Origin of the sequence: Paraburkholderia sp. RL17-373-BIF-A (genome assembly GCF_046030175.1) — a bacterium.
Lineage (GTDB): Bacteria > Pseudomonadota > Gammaproteobacteria > Burkholderiales > Burkholderiaceae > Paraburkholderia.
In genome coordinates this window covers 85151-102122 of sequence record NZ_JARESO010000019.1, presented here as the reverse complement: position 1 = coordinate 102122, position 16972 = coordinate 85151, and the positions used below count along the sequence as shown (strand labels likewise).

Genomic DNA, 16972 nt, shown 5'->3' with positions numbered 1-16972 from the left:
TTGTGACCAGACGATCGCGTCGGCGTCGTTACAATGCGGCAAAAACAACGGCCGCGGTATTGTGCGTGACCAAAACTCGCCGCGCAGCCGCGTCAGCCCATGCGCTGCCAGGGGCGCGGCCCCGCGAGAATGTGTGCGTGCAGGTGATACACCTCTTGCCCGCCGCCCGGCCCGGTATTGATTACCGTGCGAAAACCCGTTTCGCCGCCGGTGTACGCCACGCCCAGCTGATCGGCCAGACGTGCCGCCAAAACTAGCATTCTACCAAGCAGCGGCGCATCGCCTTCGGTGCAATTCGACAGCGTGGCGATGTGCTTGCGCGGAATGACCAGCACATGCGTCTCGGCGGCCGGACGAATGTCGCGAAAGGCGACGAATTCGTCGTCTTCGTGGACTTTGGTCGACGGGATCGCGCCGGCGGCGATTTTGCAGAAAAGGCAGTTCGGGTCGTGGCTCATCGTATTCCTGACACAGTATGGCTGAAGCGCGAAGCGTACGCGGCGCGATTCATGTCAGGCCCGGCAACCGTCGGACGAAACTCAGAACCAGGCGCGCGGATTCGCGAGCGGCTTGTTATCGTACAGATACAGCCAGCCTTTGATAATACGGTACAACATCCAGATGCTCACGGCCCACAGGACCGGAATGCCGATCACCACGAACAGCAGCACGCCGCCGATCGCATAACCCAGCAAGGCCATCCAGAAGGAGCGGATCTGCCACTCGAAATGGGCTTCGTACGGCGTGCCCACCACGTCGGGCCGCTTCACGTAGTTGATGATGATCGCGATCACGATCGTCAGGCCGCCTGTCAGCCAGTGGACCGCATACAGCGCGTACAGAACGTGGGTGAGCGTGCGCAGGCTGCGTTCGCGCTCTGGCTCGATAGCATTGCGATAGACCGGCGGCGGATAGCTTTCGTGCGACTGTTCCATGCTTGCGTCCTCCCAAGGATGCGATCAGGTGCGTTCAGTGCAATATGGGCGCCGGTGCTCCCCACTTCAAGACGCGAGCGGCCCAACGACGATCAGTCGCCGTTCTGCTCGCGGTCGCGGCTCTTGCGTAGCGCCTTCTCCTCGATGCCCGACATGCCTTCGCGGCGCTCCAGCTCGGCGAGCACGTCCGCCGGGCTCAGATCGAAGTGCGACAGCATCACGAGGCAGTGAAACCACAGGTCCGCGACTTCACCGACCAGCGCCTTCGGCGCGCCGCCGTGGCGCGCATCCTTGGCGGCCAGCACGACTTCGGTGGCTTCTTCGCCGATCTTCTTCAGCACCGCGTCGTCGCCCTTGTGGAAAAGGCGCGACACGTACGACACGTCCGGATCGCCGCCCTTGCGGCTGTCGATGATCGCCGCGAGGCGCAGCAGCGTGTCATTCGTGGTCGCGGGGTTGGACGACGTGGTTTGCGTGGATTGCGTCATTTGTAAATGTGTTCAGGGTCTTTCAGCACGGGATCGACGGCGACCCAGTCGCCATCGTCCACCGCGCCTTCGAATTTCTGGAAAAAGCACGAGTGGCGGCCGGTGTGACAGGCAATGCCCGACACCTGCTCCACTTTCAGCAGCACGACGTCTTCGTCGCAATCGAGCCGCACCTCGTGCACATGCTGCACATGGCCGGACTCTTCGCCCTTGAACCACAGACGCTGACGCGAGCGCGAGAAATACACCGCACGGTTGGTTTCGATGGTCTTGGCCAAGGCTTCACGGTTCATCCACGCGAACATCAGCACGTCGTTCGTCGACGCCTCCTGCGCGATCACCGGCACAAGGCCGTTCGCGTCCCACCTGACCTTGTCGAGCCAATTGACTGCCGAGGGATTCACCACGTCACAACCTCACCGAAATGCCCTGATCGGCCATGAAGCGCTTGGCCTCGCCCACGGTGTGTTCGCCGTAGTGGAAGATGCTCGCGGCGAGTACTGCGTCCGCGTGGCCGCTCTTGATGCCGTCGGCCAGATGCTGCAGATTGCCCACGCCGCCCGAAGCGATCACCGGAATCGGCACCGCGTCGGACACCGCGCGCGTGAGTGCAAGGTCGAAACCGCTCTTTGTCCCGTCGCGGTCCATGCTGGTGAGCAGGATTTCGCCGGCGCCGAGTTCGGCCATCTTGCGCGCCCATTCGACGGCTTCGAGGCCAGTGGCCTTGCGTCCGCCGTGCGTGAAGACTTCCCAGCGCGGCGGCTCGCCGTCCGCGGAGACGCGTTTCGCGTCGATCGCGACCACGATGCATTGCGAGCCGTATTTGTCCGTCGCGTCTTTCACGAGCTGCGGATTCGCCACCGCCGACGAGTTCATGCTGATCTTGTCCGCGCCCGCGTTCAGCAGGCGCCGCACGTCTTCGACAGCGCGCACGCCGCCGCCGACCGTCAGCGGGATGAACACTTGCGAGGCGACCGCTTCGATGATCGGCAGGATCAGATCGCGCTGATCCGAGGTCGCGGTGATATCGAGGAAGGTGAGTTCGTCGGCGCCCTGATCGTCGTAACGGCGGGCGATTTCGACCGGGTCGCCCGCATCGCGTAGTTCGACGAAGTTGACGCCCTTGACCACGCGGCCAGCCGTGACGTCGAGACAGGGGATGATGCGTTTAGCTAGAGCCATGATCTTGCAATTCTGCCAATACCGCTGATGAGGCCGCTCGCTTTGAATTCAGACGAACGGCACAGTGCCGGCGCGGCGAGCCGCGCGCGCCGGGCGCCCTGAGGCGCCTCTGCGCGAATGATGAGCCAAACGCGACGCCGCTTGAACGACCTTTAAGCGTCGTCCGATTCGCGCAGCCGGTCCGCGAGGGTTTGCGCCGCCGCGAAGTCGAGATCGCCCGAGTAAATCGCCCGGCCGCAGATCACGCCTTCGATGCCTTCGTCTTCGACTTCGCACAGCGATTCGATGTCGGCGAGGTTGGACAAGCCACCGCTCGCGATCACCGGAATCTTCACCGCGCGCGCAAGGCGCACCGTCGCTTCGATGTTGATGCCCTGAAGCATGCCGTCACGGCCGATATCGGTGTAGATGATCGACTCGCAGCCGTAGTCCTCGAACTTGCGCGCCAGATCGGCCACTTCGTGGCCGGTCAGCTTGCTCCAGCCGTCGGTCGCGACCTTGCCGTCTTTCGCATCCAGCCCGACGATGATATGGCCGCCGAACGCCGTGCAGGCATCCTGCAGGAAGCCGGGGTTCTTCACCGCCGCCGTGCCGATGATCACGTACGACAAACCGTCGTCCAGATAGCGCTCGATCGTGTTCAGGTCGCGGATGCCGCCGCCCAGTTGCACGGGAATCTCGCCGCCCACTTCCTCGATGATCGCGCGAATCGCGTCTTCATTCTTCGGCTTGCCGGCGAACGCGCCATTCAGGTCGACGAGGTGCAGACGCCGGGCACCGCGATCGACCCAATGTCGGGCCATCGCCGCCGGTTCCTCGGAAAATATCGTCGCCTGGTCCATATCGCCCTGTTTGAGGCGTACACACTGACCGTCTTTCAGGTCGATGGCGGGAATCAGCAGCATAGCAATCGGGTGTTGTCTGGGAAGGGGTTGAAGGTCGGCGGAGGCGGCTGATGGTCCAGCCCGCCGGGACGCCGTTTCGCTAGTTTAGTACAACTCTTTCGACGCCCTTGCGCGGCGTCGTGGGGGAGCGAAATCGTGACGCTGCGATTGCGGCCCGCAGCGCACGCTCCGCTTGTGGCGAAACGGTGCACGGCAACAGGATGAAGAAAGGCGCTCACGGATTCCAGTGCACGAAGTTGCGATACACGCGCAGCCCCGCTTCGGCGCTCTTTTCCGGGTGGAATTGGGTCGCGAAGATGTTATCCCGCGCCACCGCCGAGGTAAAGGGCACACCGTACACCGTTTCGCCCGAGGTATGGGCGGCGTTGTCCGGCACCACGTAATAACTGTGCACGAAGTAGAAGAAGGCGTTGTCCGCGACGCCGTCCCACAGTGGGTGCGGCTGCGCCTGGCGCACGCGGTTCCAGCCCATTTGCGGGACTTTGAAGCGGGAGCCGTCGTCCTGCACCTGGCCTTCCAGGTCGAAGCGCAGCACTTTGCCGGGCAAGAGGCCCAAGCCGGGCGTACCGCCCTCCGCGCTCCAGTCGAACAGCATCTGCTCGCCGACGCATACGCCCATCAGCGGCTTGCTGCGCGACGCTTCAATCACCGCTTCCTGCAGGCCGGATTCGGCCAGGCTGCGCATGCAGTCGGGCATCGCGCCCTGGCCGGGCAGCACGACACGGTCGGCCGCGCGAATCGCTTCAGGCTGGTCGACGATCGCCACGTCCGCTTCCGGCGCGGCTTTGCGCAGTGCCTGGGCGACCGAACGCAGGTTGCCCATTCCGTAATCCACAATCGCTATCGAAGTTTTCATTTCAAGTTAGGCAACAATGCCTTCAATCCATCGACGATGAATTCCACCGCCAGCGCCGATAACATCAAACCCATGAGCCGCGTGCCGATGTTGATACCCGTGCGACCCACCCAGCGGGCAATCGGTTCGGCGAGCCGCAGCGAAAAAAAGCAGATCGCCGCCAGCACCGCGCCGATCGCGACGAGGCTGATCCGGTCGTACCAGTGCGCCGAACCGGCCGCGTAGATGATCGTGGTGCTGATCGCGCCCGGACCGGTCAACAGCGGAATCGCCAGCGGCACGACCGCGATGTTGTCTTTCTGCTCGGCTTCATGGCGCTCTTCCGGCGTCGAACGGCTGTTGCCGATCTGCGCGTTCAGCATGTTGATCGCCATCAGCAGCATGATGATCCCGCCGCCCACTTCGAGCGAGCCGACCGAAATACCGAAGAAGCTGATGATCTGCTGCCCGAGCAGCGTGGTGATCGTGATCACGCAGAACACCGAAATCGCTGCAATGCGAATGGTTCTACGCCGCTCGGCATCGCTCTGATTCGCCGTCAGGCTCATGAAGAACGGGATCGCGCCGACCGGGTTGATCAGTGCCAGCAGCGAAATAAACGACTTCAGAATGTCCATCGCACACCGGGCGCGAGCGCATCGGCGCTGGTCCCGGTCCTGGTAAGTGAGTTGGCCAATGAGCCGGCCAACGAGCCGGCTAGTGAGCGCTTAAAGGCTGCCCTTGGTCGACGGAATCTGCCCCGCCGCGCGTTCGTCCAGTTCGGTGGCCATGCGCAACGCACGCCCGAACGCCTTGAACACCGTTTCCATCTGATGGTGGGCGTTCAGGCCACGCAGGTTGTCGATATGCAACGTGACACCGGCGTGATTCACGAAGCCGCGGAAAAATTCGATGGACAGATCGACGTCGAACGTGCCGATGCGCGCGCGCGTGAACGGCACATGGAATTCGAGGCCCGGACGGCCGGAAAAATCGATCACGACGCGCGACAGCGCTTCGTCGAGCGGCACGTAGGAATGACCGTAGCGGCGGATGCCCTTGCGGTCGCCGATCGCTTTCGCGACGGCCTGGCCGAGCGTGATACCGGTGTCTTCGACCGTGTGATGGTCGTCGATATGCAGGTCGCCATGCGCTTCGATTTCGAGGTCGAACAATCCATGCCGCGCGATCTGGTCGAGCATGTGGTCCAGAAACGGCACGCCGGTGGCCAGCTTTTGCTGACCGGTGCCGTCCAGATTGATCTTCACACGGATCTGCGTTTCGCTGGTGTTGCGAACGACTTCCGCAAGGCGCATGGTAATTCCTCGAATCTAGCTAGAAAGCGATAGGTAGGTGGGATGGGAAAACGGCGGGCCACGCGCGCTTTTCCGCAATATGGGAAAACGCTTGCGCGCCCGTTCTGCACGCCGTTCAGTTCAGCACGAGTTTCAGTGCAGCGATCAATTGGGCGTTTTCTTCCGGCGAACCGACGGTCAAACGCACGCAATTGGCCAGCAATGCATGCATTTTACTCACGTTTTTGATCAGAACCCGCGCCGTCAGTAGCGTTTCGAACAGCACCGACGCGTCGGGCACGCGCACCAGCAGGAAATTACCGGCGCTCGGGAACACTTCGGCGCCCGGTAATTGGGACACCGCGTGCGCCAGTTTCGTACGTTCGTCGCGTAATTGCGCGGCTTGCGAGTCGAGCACGTCGACGTGGTCGAGCAGGAAATCGGCGGCGGCTTGCGTGAGCACGTTGGTGTTGTACGGCGGCCGCACTTTGTCGAATTCGGTCAGCCAGCCCGGTTTGCCGACCAGGTAGCCGAGACGGATCCCGGCGAGGCCGAGCTTGGACACCGTCCGCATCACGACGACGTTGTCGAACGCGTCGGCGCGCGGCAACCAGCTTTTCTGCGCGAACGGCTGGTAAGCCTCGTCGATCACCACGAGGCTCTTGGTTGCCGCAGCGATGATGCGTTCCATGTCGGCGTCGTCGTACAACGTGCCGGTCGGGTTGTTCGGGTAGGCAAGATAGATGATCGCCGGCTGGTGCTCGGCGATGGCGGCCAGCATCGCTTCGGTGTCGAGCGTGAAGTCCGCCTGCAGCGGCACGCCGATGAACTCGAGATTCGCCAGCTTCGCCGACATCTGATACATCACGAAGCCCGGCACCGGTGCGAGCACCTTGGCGCCCGGCTGCGCGCACGCGACCGACACCATGCTGATGATTTCATCCGAGCCGTTGCCGAGCAGCACGTCGCAGCCGGCCGGCACGTCCATCACACGCTTGATCTTCTCGATCAACGCATCCGGACGCGGCGCCGGATAGCGATTCAGCGCGATGCCGGCCAGGTGCTCGCCCAGATGCGCGGCCAGCACCGGCGGCAGCGTGAACGGATTTTCCATCGCGTCGAGCTTGATGTAGCCCGTGGCGTCGGGGACTGGATAGCTCGTCATCGCGAGCACGTCGCGGCGGATGATGTCTTGAGGTGTCGTCATAGGTCAGGTGAGCGGGCCGCGGGGGGGAACGCCGGCCCGGCGTCGGCGGCATGCGGGCCGCCCCAGGTTGGTCTGTGTTGTCTTTATTAAACGGAGAACCGCGCGCAATCCGTCGCCGGCGTTCGCGGGCAACCGGCTCGATGCCCGCATGCCCGCATGCCCGCGGTTTCAGCGTCGGATCAACCGCGCTCAGCCGGTCTGCCGCATCCGGTATTCGGCGCTGCGGGCATGCGCCTGCAGGCCTTCGCCGTAAGCGAGCTCGGCAGCGATCTCGCCGAGCGTCTGCGCGCCTTCCGCGCTGACTTCGATCACGCTTGAACGCTTAAAGAAATCATAGACGCCCAAAGGAGACGAGAACCGTGCGGTACGAGACGTAGGCAAAACGTGATTCGGCCCCGCGCAGTAGTCGCCGAGGCTTTCGCTGGTGTAGCGGCCGAGGAAGATCGCGCCGGCATGGCGGATCAGCTGGCCCCACTGATGCGGCTCCAGCGCGGAGATTTCGAGGTGTTCCGGGGCGATGTCGTTGGCGATCGCGCAGGCTTGCTCCATATCGCGCACCTTGACCAGCGCGCCGCGGCCTTCCAGCGACGCGCGGATCACGTCGCGGCGCGGCATGGTGGGCAGCAGTTCGTCGATCGCGTCTTTCACGCGGCCGATGAACGCGTCGTCAGGGCACAGCAGAATGGACTGCGCGAGCTCGTCGTGCTCGGCTTGCGAGAACAGGTCCATCGCGACCCAGCGCGGGTCCGTGGTGCCGTCGCACAACACGAGGATTTCCGACGGCCCGGCGATCATGTCGATACCGACCGTGCCGAACACCCGGCGTTTGGCCGATGCGACGTACGCGTTGCCGGGACCGCAGATCTTGTCGACCGCGGGAATGGTTGCCGTGCCGTAGGCCAGCGCGCCGACCGCCTGCGCGCCGCCGATCGTGAACACGCGATCCACGCCGCCCAGCAGCGCGGCCGCGAGCACCAGCGGATTCTTCACACCGTCCGGCGTCGGCACGACCATGACGATTTCACGCACGCCGGCCACCCGCGCCGGAATCGCGTTCATCAGGACCGACGACGGATACGCCGCCTTGCCGCCCGGCACGTAGATACCCGCGCGATCCAGCGGCGTGACCTTCTGGCCGAGCACGGTGCCGTCGGCTTCCGTGTACTGCCAGCTATGGCTGCCGCATTCGATCTTCTGCTTCTCGTGGTAACCACGCACCCGCGCCGCCGCCGCTTCGAGCGCCGCACGGCGCTTCGGCTCGAGGCTTTCGAGCGCCGCTTCCAGTTCCGACATCGGCAGTTCGAGCGCGTCGACGCTCTTCGCCTCGACACGGTCGAAGCGCTTCGTGTACTCGAGCACCGCAGCGTCGCCGCGCGCCTTCACGTCGTTCAGAATCTGCGCGACCGAGCGCTCGATTGCTTCGTCTTCGCTCGCCTCGAACGCGAGCACCGCGTGCAGCGACTTCTGGAAGTCGGGAGCGGTGGAATCGAGTTTGCGAATCTTGATAGACATACGGGTATCCGTTTCGGTAAGGCGCGCTTTAGAACGTGGTCACACTGACACGATCAGGCCGTCGCGGCGCCGGTTTTCGACGCGCGTTCGAACGCGTCGAGAATCGGCCGCAACGCGGCGCGCTTGAGCTTCAGCGCCGCCTGATTCACAACGAGGCGCGACGAAATCTGCATGATCTCCTCCACCTCGACCAGATTGTTGGCGCGCAAGGTATTGCCCGAGCTCACCAGGTCGACGATCGCATCGGCGAGACCGACCAGCGGTGCCAGTTCCATCGAACCATACAGCTTGATCAGATCGACGTGCACGCCCTTGGCGGCGAAATGCTCACGGGCGGTTTCAACGTACTTGGTCGCCACCCGCAAACGGGCGCCCTGGCGCACCGCATTCGCATAATCGAAACCGGCGGCGACCGCGACCGACATGCGGCAACGCGCAATATCCAGGTCGACCGGCTGATACAGGCCGCTGCCGCCGTGTTCGAGCAGCACGTCCTTGCCCGCCACGCCGAAGTCGGCCGCGCCGTATTCGACATAGGTCGGCACGTCGGTGGCGCGCACGATGATCACGCGCAGGTTCGCGTCCGTGGTTGGCAGGATCAGCTTGCGCGAGGTTTCCGGGTCTTCGGCCACCTCGATGCCGGCTGCGGCGAGCAGCGGCAAGGTCTCCTCGAAGATACGCCCTTTCGACAACGCCAGCGTGAGCGGTGCGCTCACCGCCGGCGACGACGAAGTTTGCGCCATGGCGCTCATGCCTGGCTCCCCGAGACCCGGCGCACCTTCGCGCCGATGGCGGTGAGTTTGGTTTCCATCCGGTCGTAACCGCGGTCGAGGTGATAGATCCGGTCGATCAGCGTTTCACCGTCGGCGCGCAAGGCGGCGATCACGAGACTCGCGGACGCGCGCAGATCGGTCGCCATCACCTTCGCGCCGGACAGCTGGTCGACACCGGTCACGAGCGCGGTGTTGCCATCGATCGTGATGTTGGCGCCGAGACGGTTCAGTTCCTGCACGTGCATGAAGCGGTTTTCGAAGATCGTTTCGACGACCTGCGAGGTGCCCGTCGCGATCGTGTTCAGCGCCATGAACTGCGCCTGCATGTCGGTCGGGAACGCCGGGTATTCGGAGGTGCGGAACGTGACCGCGCTCGGACGCTTGTCCATGCGCACGCGCATCCAGTCGTCGCCCTCTTCGATCGTGACGCCGGCTTCGCGCAGCTTTTCGGTGACCGCTTCGAGAATCAGCGGACGCACTTTGCGCAACGTGACATCGCCACCGGCTGCCGCCACCGCGCACAGGAACGTGCCGGCTTCGATCCGGTCCGGAATCACCGTGTGCTTCGCGCCATGCAGCTTGTCGACGCCCTGGATCACGAGACGGTCCGTGCCGATGCCTTCGATCTTCGCGCCCATCTCGACCAGCAGATGCGCGAGATCGCCGACTTCCGGCTCACGCGCCGCGTTCTCGATGACGGTTTCGCCTTCGGCCAGCACGGCGGCCATCAGCAGGTTTTCGGTACCGGTCACGGTGATCATGTCGGTGACGATGCGCGCCCCCTTCAGACGCTTCGCGCGCGCTTCGATGAAGCCGTGCTCGATCGTGATCTCGGCGCCCATGGCCTGCAGGCCTTTGATGTGCTGATCCACCGGACGCGCGCCGATCGCGCAGCCGCCAGGCAGCGAAACACGCGCGTGACCAAAGCGCGCGACCAGCGGGCCGAGCACGAGGATCGACGCGCGCATGGTCTTCACCATTTCGTACGGCGCGACGAGGTTATCGACCTTCGACGCGTTCAGCGACACACGCCCGTCGCCGCTTTCGATCTGCACGCCCATCTGGCCGAGCAGCTTGAGCATCGTGCGCACGTCTTGCAAGTCGGGCACGTTTTCCAGATGCACCGGCTCCGCGCTGAGCAGACTCGCGCACAGAATCGGCAATGCCGCATTCTTCGCACCCGAGACGACGACTTCACCCGACAGCGGGTAGCCACCTTCAATGACGAGTTTATCCATGCCTGTCAGTTCCTGATTGACCCGGACTTCGGCCGGGGCTGCTTTGACTGTGTTCGGCGCGCCGCTACCGGCGTCACGCCCTTCTTGAGTAATTCGCACTAAATTTCCAGATTACGCGTTCTGCCATTCGGCGGGCGTCAGCGTCTTCATGCTGAGCGCGTGGATTTCTTCGCGCATGCGGTCGCCGAGCGCCGCATACACGAGTTGATGTCGCTGGATCAGACGCTTGCCTTCGAAGCTCGGCGAAACGATGGTCGCAAAGAAATGCTGGCCGTCGCCTTCGACTTCGAGATGCTGGCAGGCGAGCCCAGCCGCGATGTATTGCTTGACCTGTTCGGGAGTCGGCAACATGAGAGAAGCTCCTGATCAGTGGCGCAGTTTGTAGCCGGAAGCGAGCATGCGCATCGCCACCACGGCCAGCACCACAAAGAAACCGGCAACGATCGCGAGGCTCGCGAGCGGATTGATATCCGACATCCCGAAGAAACCGTAGCGAAAGCCGTCGATCATGTAGAAAAAGGGATTCAGCCGCGACACTTCGCGCCACACCGGTGGCAGCGTGTGAGTGGAGTAGAACACGCCCGAGAGGAACGTGAGCGGCATGATCAGAAAATTTTGAAACGCGGCAAGCTGATCGAATTTGTCGGCCCAGATACCTGCGATCAAACCGAGCGTGCCGAGAATCGCCGCGCCGAAAATCGCGAAGAGAATGATGTAGAGCGGCGCGCTGAAACTGACCGGCACGAACCAGATCGTCACGATGAATACGCCGAAGCCGACCGCCAGCCCGCGCGCCACGGCCGCGAGCACATAGGCGCCGAACATCTCGTAGTGCGACAGCGGCGGCAGCAACACGAACACCAGGTTGCCGGTGATCTTCGACTGGATCAGCGAGGACGAACTGTTTGCAAATGCATTTTGCAACACGCTCATCATCACGAGACCCGGAATCAGGAAACTCGTGTATTCGACGCCCGGATAGACCTGCACATGACCGCGCAACGCGTGGCCGAAAATCGTCAGATACAGGAGCGCGGTGATGACCGGCGCCAGCACGGTCTGGAACGCCACCTTCCAGAAACGCAGGAGCTCTTTGTAAAACAGCGTACGGAAACCGCTCATGCAAGCCCCTCGATCACTTCCGGACCGTTCATCACCTGAACGAACACATCTTCGAGGTCGGCTTTGCGAACCTCGATTTCTTCGAATATGCAGCCCGCTGCGCGGCACTGCGCGAGAATTGTTTCGACGTCGTCGTAGCTCGCCAGACGCAGCAGATGCTGACGGCCATTGCCGTTGCCCGTGCCGCTTTCCACTTCGAGCGGACGCAGATCGACCGGCAAGACGCCTTGCGAGAAACGCAGGAACAGCTGCATGCCGGCGAAGCGTTGCAACAGCGCGCTGGTGCGCTCGAGCGCGACGACTTCGCCGCGCCGCAGCATCGCGATGCGGTCACACAGCGATTCGGCTTCTTCCAGGTAATGCGTGGTCAGCACGATGGTGTGGCCTTCGCGGTTCAGACGCGAAATGAATTTCCACAGCGTTTGCCGCAATTCGACGTCGACGCCCGCGGTCGGCTCGTCGAGCACGATCACCGGCGGCCGATGCACCAGCGCCTGCGCGACCAGCACGCGGCGCTTCATGCCCCCCGACAGCGCGCGCATGTTGGCATCGGCTTTGTCGGTGAGGTCGAGATTGGCCATGATCTCGTCGATCCACGCGTCGTTGTTGCGCAGCCCGTAGTAGCCGGACTGGATGCGCAAGGTTTCGCGGACCGTGAAGAACGGATCGAACACCAGTTCTTGCGGCACCACGCCGAGCGCGCGGCGTGCGTCGCGAAAATCGCTGACGACGTCGTGGCCGCGCACGGCAATGCTGCCTTCGTCGGCGCGCGCGAGCCCGGCGAGGATGCTGATGAGCGTCGTCTTGCCCGCGCCGTTCGGACCGAGCAGTCCGAAGAACTCGCCTTCTTCAACTGTGAGGCTGACGCCCTTGAGCGCCTGCAAATCCTTGTAGCGCTTCTTGACGTTACGAATTTCTATGGCTGACATGACTGTGGGCCGCGTGCGTCGCGGCGCCTAAAGGAGCCCTGGGAGGGCGCACAAATGCTGGAAGGAACGGAATTGGGGCCGGTTATGTGCCCCAAAAAACGTTTGATTATAGGGCAAAAATCTGTAGCCCTATCTCAGCCGGAGGTGTTTGGATGTGACGCGTTAGAGCGTCAATGTCGCGAGGCGATGAGGGTATCGACGCCGTAGGCTTGCGCGAGACTGGCGAGACCAGCCGGCAGATTGACGATCTCGAACGCGGCACCGCGTGCCTGGGCGGCACGCTGCCACGCGAGGAGGACGGCCAGCGCGGACGAATCGAACTGCGCGAGCGGTGCGCAGTCCACGCCCGTCGCGCCCGCCGCGATACGTTGCAAACCCGCCGCGAGCGCGGCATTCGCGCTCGCGTGGGTCAGCGTCGCGCCGCTCTCGAAGCGGCTGACGACGGGGCTCAGCACTTCGCTCACGACTGCTTGCCCGCGGCGAGTTGCTGGTTGCGCTGCGTGAGGAACTGGATCAGTCCGTCCACGCCCTTCTGCTGGATCTGCTCGTTGAACTGCTGCTGGTACGCCTGGATCAGCCATGCGCCGAGCACGTTGATGTCATACACGCGCCAGCCTTGCGGCGTCTTGTACAGACGGTAGTCGAGTTCGATCGGCGAGCCGTTGTTCATCACAACCGAGCGCACCACCGTGTCGGTGTCGTCCGGGTTCATGCGGAACGGCTTGTACTGGATCTCCTGATCGCGCACCTGAGCCAATGCGCCCGAGTACGTACGGATCAGCAGCATCTTGAACTGCTCGACCACCGCGTTTTGCTGCTCCGGCGTAGCGGTGCGCCAGTTGCGGCCCATCGCCAGTTGTGTGGTGCGGCGGAAATCCGTGTACGGCAGGATCTTTTCGTTGACCAGCCTGGTGATGTGCGAGATATCGCCTTGCTGGATCGACTTGTCTGCACGAATTGCGTCGATCACCTGCTGGGTGACCGTCTTGACCATGCCGTCGGGCGAATTGGTGTCGACCGTTTGTGCCGATGCACCGGCACTAGCAAACGAGAACAGCGCGGCGAACAGCGGAATCAGGAAGAATTTTTTCATTTGGAGCCTTGCCTTAAAAATAGTGCAACCGTTTGAACCGACATTAGCACGCGAGTTCAGCAGCAATCCATGCGCAAACTGCGAGAGTCGTATCGATCTGTTACGGCCGCACGATCAACGCAATTTGAATGACGGAAAGTTGAAACGCGTGGGCGGGACCAGTTGACCAGCCGGGATCTGCGTCGTCTCAGGGCCGCCGTTCAGGTCCAGCGGCGGTGATTCCGAGCTACCCGAAGCGGCCTCTGGCACGGCAGCGGTGGCCGATGCCGCTTGCGGCGGCGTTGCCGCGGTCGCACCCGAAGCCGCCTTCGCGGCTGCAGCACCCTGCGTGCCCGCCGCACCAGCCGCCGCGCCGCTGTCGACGTCGTCGTACTTCGGCAGCGGCGCTTCGTCGCCGTAGTTGGGCAGCGCCGCCGACTGCTTGCCGTCCGACAGCAGATACTGACGGCGTTGCAAATACGCGTTACGCACGAACGAATATTTGTCGAGCGCGGCGCCTTCCAGCACATCGCTCGCGTTCAACAGATTCGCGCGCGTGTTGACGATGTTCAAGCCGTACAGCGCCCAGCTCAGACCATCCGGATGAATATAGCTGAGCGGATTCACATAGTAGTTGCCGATCGAGCCGACCGCGTCGCGCACGGTGCTCGGCCCGAACAGCGGCAGCACGAGATACGGGCCCGCCGGCACGCCGTAGTGGCCCAGCGTGAGGCCGAGGTCGTTGTCGTGCTTGGGCAGCTTGGCGAGCGTCGCCACGTCGAACAGGCCGCCCACGCCGAACACGGTGTTGATCACGATCCGCATGATGTCTTCGACACCGTCGGTGATCTTCAACTGCAGCAAGTTGTTTGCCGCAATGTAGACGTCGCCGATGTTCGAGAAGAAGTTCGTCACGCTGTCGCGCACCGGCTGCGGCGTGATGAACACGTAGCCCTTCGCGACCGGCTTGAGCGCGTACTGATCGAGCTTGTCGTTGACCGTGAAGATGGTGCGGTTCAAACCTTCGAGCGGGTCGCCCTTGGTCGGCGTCTGCACCGTCGAACAGCCGGCGAGCAGCGCTGCGGCTACCGCCAGCTTACCGGCCTGGAAGGCGCGCGCGCCGCTGATGCGTGTGGTCTGCATTCTTGTTCTCCTTATTGAGCGGCCGCGCCGGAGGCGGGCAAGCTCGGCGCCGCCGGCGCCACCGCAGGCGCGGGCGTGCCCGTCGCCGCGCCAGGTTTGGACGCGCCCGAATCCGCGGCCTTGCTGTACAGAAATTGGCCGATGAGGTTTTCCAGCACGATCGCCGACTGCGTCATGGAGATGGTGTCGCCCGCCTTGAGCATTTCGGTGTCGCCGCCGGGTTCGAGCCCGATGTATTGCTCGCCGAGCAGACCCGAGGTCAGGATCTTCGCCGAGGTGTCTTTCGGAAACTGGTACTGCTTGTCGAGGTCGATCGTGACGACGGCCTGGTACGCGTTGCTGTCGAAGCCGATCGAATCGACGCGGCCAACCGTCACGCCGGCGCTTTTCACGGGCGCGCGCGCCTTCAGTCCGCCGATATTGTCGAACTTGAGCTTGACCGGATACGTTGCCTGGAACGACAACGAGCTCATGTTGCCGGCCTTCAGCGCGAGAAACAGCAACGCCACGAAACCCAGCACCACGAACAGGCCGACCCAGAAGTCGAGAGCAGCAGTCTTTTTCATCGTCATCCCAAAGTGAATCCGCCACGCCGCCGATACTCCCCGCCGCGCGCGCCCAGTGACGCGTCGCCGGCGGAAAACCCGCAGCGCAGTCTTAGCTGAACATCAGTGCGGTCAGCAGAAAATCGAGGCCGAGCACCGCAAGCGACGCGTACACGACCGTCTTGGTCGTGGCGCGCGACACGCCTTCCGGCGTCGGCTTGGCTTCATAGCCTTGAAACAGCGCAACGAACGTCACCGCGAGCCCGAACACCACGCTCTTGACGACCCCGGCGCCGACATCGCGCCAGACATCGACGCCGCCTTGCATCTGCGACCAGAACGCGCCGGCATCGACGCCGATCAGCAGCACGCCCACCACATAACCACCGAACACGCCGACCGCGCTGAAGATCGCGGCGAGGATCGGCATCGAAATAATGCCCGCCCACAGGCGCGGCGCGACCACGACCTTGACCGGGTCGACCGCCATCATTTCCATCGCGGTCAGTTGCTCGCCGGCCTTCATCAAGCCGATCTCGGCGGTGAGCGACGTCCCGGCGCGCCCGGCGAACAGCAGCGCCGTGACCACCGGACCGAGTTCGCGCACGAGCGACAGCGCGACCAGCAGGCCGAGCGCCTGCTCGGAGCCGTACCGGTTCAGCGTGTAATAGCCCTGCAGGCCGAGCACGAAGCCGACGAACAGGCCCGACACGGCAATGATCACCAGCGAATAGTTACCTACGAAGTGGATCTGCTTCGTGACAAGACGCGGACGGCGCAACAACGGGAAAAATTCGAGCAGCAGCCGGAAGAAAAACCGCGTGGCGTAGCCGGCCGTGCCCAGCCCGTCGATCACCGAGCGGCCGATCGCACTGATCATGACTGACCTCCGCCGATGCCGAAGTCCGCCGCGAGCGGCGTCTTGCTGGGATAGTGAAATTTGAAGGGGCCGTCCGGCGCGCCGTCGATGAACTGACGCACGGTGGCATCGGTCGACGCCCGCAGTTCGGCGGGCGTGCCTTCGGCGTGAACCCCGCCGTTGGCGAGGAAGTAGACGTAATCGGCGATCGCGAACGATTCCGGCACGTCGTGCGTGACGAGAATCGAGGTGGCGCCGAGCGCCTGATTGAGCGCGCGAATCAGGTTCGCGGTGATGCCGAGTGAGATCGGATCGAGGCCGGCGAACGGCTCGTCGTACATCATCAGTTCGGGATCGAGCGCGATGGCGCGGGCCAGCGCGACACGCCGCGCCATGCCGCCCGAAATCTCCGACGGCGCCAGGTCGCGCGCGCCCCGCAGACCGACCGCGTTGAGCTTCATCAGCACGAGGTCGCGGATCAGTTCTTCGGGGAGGTCGGTGTGCTCACGCAGCGCGAAGGCGACGTTTTCGAACACGGACATGTCGGTGAACAGAGCGCCAAACTGGAACAGCATGCCCATCTTGCGGCGCATCGCGTACAGGCCGTCGCGCGTTTGCCGGCCGACGTCCTGGCCCTGGAACAGGATCTGGCCGCGCTGCGCGCGCACCAGGCCGCCGATCAGGCGCAGCACCGTGGTCTTGCCGCAGCCCGACCCGCCCATGACCGCGACTACCTGGCCGCGCTTGAAGCGCAGATTCAGGTTCGACAGGACGAGCCGGTCGCCATAACCGAAGTCGACGTCGCGCAGCTCGAGTAAGGTCTCGGGAGAGGAAGACACGAAACGGACAGTCCTTTTACACGGAAGGCGAATTATAGGGCCATCGTGCAAAAGTTGCCCTGAGGCTGCCCCGTCCCTTGACTAAACGTGACG

22 protein-coding genes are annotated in these 16972 nt (G+C 63.4%); all 22 read right to left on the bottom strand.

Features of this window, described 5'->3' with window-relative positions; all coding sequences use genetic code 11:
- Window positions 1-92: 92 nt before the first annotated feature.
- Window positions 93-458 (bottom strand): histidine triad nucleotide-binding protein, encoded by a 366-nt coding sequence (locus P0D80_RS23675; RefSeq protein WP_342960584.1) that lies wholly within the window; start codon window positions 456-458, stop codon window positions 93-95.
- Window positions 459-539: 81 nt separating this feature from the next.
- On the bottom strand, window positions 540-935 hold the full coding sequence (locus P0D80_RS23670) for a DUF4870 family protein (RefSeq protein WP_408286948.1): 396 nt from the start codon (window positions 933-935) through the stop codon (window positions 540-542).
- 92 nt (window positions 936-1027) lie between these two features.
- Window positions 1028-1423 carry a phosphoribosyl-ATP diphosphatase gene (locus P0D80_RS23665; protein WP_408286946.1) on the bottom strand — a complete coding sequence of 132 codons (396 nt, stop codon included), beginning with the start codon at window positions 1421-1423 and terminating at the stop codon, window positions 1028-1030.
- Entirely contained in the window at window positions 1420-1830 is a 411-nt protein-coding gene (gene hisI, locus P0D80_RS23660) for a phosphoribosyl-AMP cyclohydrolase (RefSeq protein WP_207915672.1), read from the bottom strand. The genes P0D80_RS23665 and hisI overlap by 4 nt, the downstream gene beginning before the upstream one ends.
- A gap of 1 nt (window position 1831) precedes the next feature.
- Window positions 1832-2605, bottom strand: coding sequence for an imidazole glycerol phosphate synthase subunit HisF (gene hisF / locus P0D80_RS23655; protein WP_013589770.1), 774 nt, complete (start codon window positions 2603-2605; stop codon window positions 1832-1834).
- Between the two features lie 152 nt (window positions 2606-2757).
- Entirely contained in the window at window positions 2758-3510 is a 753-nt protein-coding gene (gene hisA, locus P0D80_RS23650) for a 1-(5-phosphoribosyl)-5-[(5-phosphoribosylamino)methylideneamino]imidazole-4-carboxamide isomerase (protein ID WP_042329166.1), read from the bottom strand.
- A gap of 214 nt (window positions 3511-3724) precedes the next feature.
- Window positions 3725-4366, bottom strand: coding sequence for an imidazole glycerol phosphate synthase subunit HisH (gene hisH, locus P0D80_RS23645; RefSeq protein ID WP_408235018.1), 642 nt, complete (start codon window positions 4364-4366; stop codon window positions 3725-3727).
- On the bottom strand, window positions 4363-4983 hold the full coding sequence (locus tag P0D80_RS23640) for a MarC family protein (protein WP_132376748.1): 621 nt from the start codon (window positions 4981-4983) through the stop codon (window positions 4363-4365). The genes hisH and P0D80_RS23640 overlap by 4 nt, the downstream gene beginning before the upstream one ends.
- A 90-nt stretch (window positions 4984-5073) precedes the next feature.
- On the bottom strand, window positions 5074-5661 hold the full coding sequence (hisB, locus tag P0D80_RS23635) for an imidazoleglycerol-phosphate dehydratase HisB (protein ID WP_064267519.1): 588 nt from the start codon (window positions 5659-5661) through the stop codon (window positions 5074-5076).
- Between the two features lie 115 nt (window positions 5662-5776).
- Window positions 5777-6847 carry a histidinol-phosphate transaminase gene (hisC, locus tag P0D80_RS23630; protein ID WP_408286943.1) on the bottom strand — a complete coding sequence of 357 codons (1071 nt, stop codon included), beginning with the start codon at window positions 6845-6847 and terminating at the stop codon, window positions 5777-5779.
- A gap of 189 nt (window positions 6848-7036) precedes the next feature.
- A complete protein-coding gene (hisD, locus tag P0D80_RS23625) occupies window positions 7037-8359 on the bottom strand; it encodes a histidinol dehydrogenase (RefSeq protein ID WP_408286941.1) in 1323 nt (440 codons plus the stop codon).
- Window positions 8360-8412: 53 nt separating this feature from the next.
- Window positions 8413-9111 (bottom strand): ATP phosphoribosyltransferase, encoded by a 699-nt coding sequence (hisG, locus tag P0D80_RS23620; protein ID WP_408286939.1) that lies wholly within the window; start codon window positions 9109-9111, stop codon window positions 8413-8415.
- The gene (gene murA, locus P0D80_RS23615; RefSeq protein WP_408179071.1) at window positions 9108-10370 is read right to left on the bottom strand and encodes a UDP-N-acetylglucosamine 1-carboxyvinyltransferase; all 1263 of its coding nucleotides are present in this window, start codon (window positions 10368-10370) and stop codon (window positions 9108-9110) included. The genes hisG and murA overlap by 4 nt, the downstream gene beginning before the upstream one ends.
- A gap of 111 nt (window positions 10371-10481) precedes the next feature.
- Complete coding sequence (locus tag P0D80_RS23610) at window positions 10482-10721, bottom strand: BolA family protein (protein WP_006052280.1); 240 nt, start codon at window positions 10719-10721, stop codon at window positions 10482-10484.
- Window positions 10722-10736: 15 nt separating this feature from the next.
- A complete protein-coding gene (locus tag P0D80_RS23605) occupies window positions 10737-11492 on the bottom strand; it encodes an ABC transporter permease (RefSeq protein WP_132376744.1) in 756 nt (251 codons plus the stop codon).
- Window positions 11489-12421: an ABC transporter ATP-binding protein gene (locus tag P0D80_RS23600; protein WP_132376743.1), complete on the bottom strand. Its 933-nt coding sequence runs from the start codon at window positions 12419-12421 to the stop codon at window positions 11489-11491. The genes P0D80_RS23605 and P0D80_RS23600 overlap by 4 nt, the downstream gene beginning before the upstream one ends.
- A gap of 170 nt (window positions 12422-12591) precedes the next feature.
- Window positions 12592-12885 carry an STAS domain-containing protein gene (locus tag P0D80_RS23595; protein ID WP_408179069.1) on the bottom strand — a complete coding sequence of 98 codons (294 nt, stop codon included), beginning with the start codon at window positions 12883-12885 and terminating at the stop codon, window positions 12592-12594.
- Window positions 12882-13514: an MlaC/ttg2D family ABC transporter substrate-binding protein gene (locus P0D80_RS23590; protein ID WP_408179068.1), complete on the bottom strand. Its 633-nt coding sequence runs from the start codon at window positions 13512-13514 to the stop codon at window positions 12882-12884. Before P0D80_RS23590 ends, P0D80_RS23595 begins: the two co-directional genes overlap by 4 nt.
- 114 nt (window positions 13515-13628) lie before the next feature.
- Entirely contained in the window at window positions 13629-14636 is a 1008-nt protein-coding gene (locus P0D80_RS23585; protein ID WP_408286938.1) for an MlaA family lipoprotein, read from the bottom strand.
- A gap of 11 nt (window positions 14637-14647) precedes the next feature.
- Window positions 14648-15202, bottom strand: a complete 555-nt coding sequence (mlaD, locus tag P0D80_RS23580) for an outer membrane lipid asymmetry maintenance protein MlaD (protein WP_408286937.1) — start codon at window positions 15200-15202, stop codon at window positions 14648-14650.
- Window positions 15203-15293: 91 nt separating this feature from the next.
- On the bottom strand, window positions 15294-16061 hold the full coding sequence (gene mlaE / locus P0D80_RS23575) for a lipid asymmetry maintenance ABC transporter permease subunit MlaE (RefSeq protein ID WP_132376738.1): 768 nt from the start codon (window positions 16059-16061) through the stop codon (window positions 15294-15296).
- Window positions 16058-16879, bottom strand: coding sequence for an ABC transporter ATP-binding protein (locus tag P0D80_RS23570; RefSeq protein WP_408286936.1), 822 nt, complete (start codon window positions 16877-16879; stop codon window positions 16058-16060). Before P0D80_RS23570 ends, mlaE begins: the two co-directional genes overlap by 4 nt.
- Between the last annotated feature and the right edge of the window lie 93 nt (window positions 16880-16972).